Origin of the sequence: Pseudomonas sp. (genome assembly GCF_049590575.1) — a bacterium.
In the GTDB taxonomy this organism is placed as follows: Bacteria; Pseudomonadota; Gammaproteobacteria; order Pseudomonadales; family Pseudomonadaceae; genus Aquipseudomonas.
Window position 1 is genome coordinate 1 of sequence record NZ_JBAWDE010000111.1, and the last position, 1,947, is coordinate 1,947.

Here is a 1,947-nt window from a genome sequence, read left to right on the forward strand (position 1 = left end):
CACTTCCGCATAGATGGCGGCGTCTCGTTCCAGCGCTGATGCAAGCTCCTCCAGGATCAAAACCGTCGCTCCGCCCGTGCCCACAAAGCCGTCGCGTTTGACATCAAACGGACATGGCGCCCGGGCCGGGTCGGTCGCCACGCTGAGGGCGCGCACGCTGGCGAAGGGCAGGATGCTAAATTTGTTGCAGTCCTCCGCGCCGACGACAAAGACGACATTCTGACGATCCTGGCTGATCTGGTCGTAGCCAAAGCCCAAGGCGTGAGCGGACGAGGCACAGCCGCTCAGGAATCCGACCACGGATCCCTTCAATTTAAAGCAGGCGGCAAGATTCGCGTTGAGCGTTCCGGGCATACTGGCCGGGACCGAAAGCGGGTAACATTTGTGCACGCCCTCCGCGACCATGACCCGGAGATTCTCGTAGGTCATCCACATCGATCCACCCGAGGCGCACATCGCTCCCGTGCGCGGATGGGAAATCCGGTCCGGGTTGAGCCGGGCGTCCGCGATGGCCTGTTGCATCGCGCACCAGGCGAAGACGACATGAGGGCTCATGGAGCGAAGGTCGTTGCGCTCAATCGAATACTCGGGAGGATAAGTCCAGTCGTCGAATTGCAGGCCGGGGAACGAGAAGTTCTTGATCGTACCGGCCAGCCTCGGGCCGCCCACCACGTCCGGCAGTTCTGCGAAGACCTCAATTCCCGACCGCGCGTGACGCAGGCTTTCCAACACCTCCGCGCGACTGTTTCCGATGCTGGTGACAAAGCCGAGACCGGTGATAACAACCCGTTTTTTCAAGCGATTCGAGCGTGGGACAAAACATTTCTTCAAACCCGCGCGCTCACCTCGGCGCCATTGCGGGAGGGTGAATTGACGGCGGCCTTCGGTGCGGCGTCGAACGCCGCCGGATTGAAGTCTCCAAAAGCCAGGGTGAGTCCTTCGACCCGCGCGAGCAACTGGTTCTGGACCTTGACCTGACCCGAAAAAATCGCCAGAGGCGCGCGCAGGCGAGTCAACGTCAGTGAAATATGAATCTCATCGTTCGGCTTGGCCCGTCGAAAGAATCGGGCTTCGTCCATCCCGACAAAGAGCAGCTGATTCGTGGCTGGTGTCTGCTGCAAACGGGAGGGAACCTGCTCCAACATCCAGAGACAGCACGCTTGTCCCAGAGCCTCGTAGACAATGGAAGCCGGCACAACCGGATCGTTCAGAAAATGGCCGGGAAAGAAAAATTCGTCGCCCCGGAAAAGGTACGTGGCACGAACCGCGTCGCCCTGCAACTCCGCCTTGTCCAAAAAGAGGAAGGGGGGTTGCTGGGGCAGGATCAGGCACAAACGGTAGCGATCATAGGTTTCGATCATGGCGATGGAAACAGGGCGCCCATGGACGCGGTCATCCACGTACCGCCGCACGTCTCCCAGGGTGCGGATATTGCGCACATCGGAATCTTCCGCTCGAAAATCGAGCCCCTCCTCGATCGACATGACGATCTCCAGCATGGTGAGTGAATCAATGCCCAAATCTTCACCCAGACGGGTTGTGTCGGGACGTTGCGCGATATGTTCGCCCGGATCGAATTTTAAATATCGTTCGATAATGCCGTGAATGCTGACAATGACCGCGTCGAGATCGCGTTCGCGGCGAAAGCGGAGGATGGCCTCAAGCGTTTCCGGACTGAAACGCTTGAATGATTCCCGGAGCTTGGCTTCCTGCTCGTCCGTGAGTTTGGTAACAACACTATTTTCCGTGTGGATCATTTTTTTCGGACAGCTCCAATCTATTATATCGGTAATCCTTGGTTACATTTAATGAAAAACCCCGCGGCAAGACCGCAGGGTATGCTTCGCAATGAAATCCGACGAATTAGGAAGGGATAAAACCGACTTTTTGAAGAGCCGGGCGCAGGGCGGCCAGAAAAAGGTCGAGTTGCTCCCGCGTATGCAGCGC

At 58.0% G+C, this 1,947-nt stretch carries 2 protein-coding genes; both read right to left on the reverse strand.

The window, feature by feature from the left end; genetic code table 11:
- On the reverse strand, positions 1 to 798 hold a 798-nt coding region (locus tag WBR57_RS08795; RefSeq protein WP_424083494.1), incomplete at its 3' end, for a beta-ketoacyl-[acyl-carrier-protein] synthase family protein.
- A gap of 29 nt (positions 799 to 827) precedes the next feature.
- Positions 828 to 1,757, reverse strand: a complete 930-nt coding sequence (locus WBR57_RS08800) for a phosphopantetheine-binding protein (protein WP_424083495.1) — start codon at positions 1,755 to 1,757, stop codon at positions 828 to 830.
- Between the last annotated feature and the right edge of the window lie 190 nt (positions 1,758 to 1,947).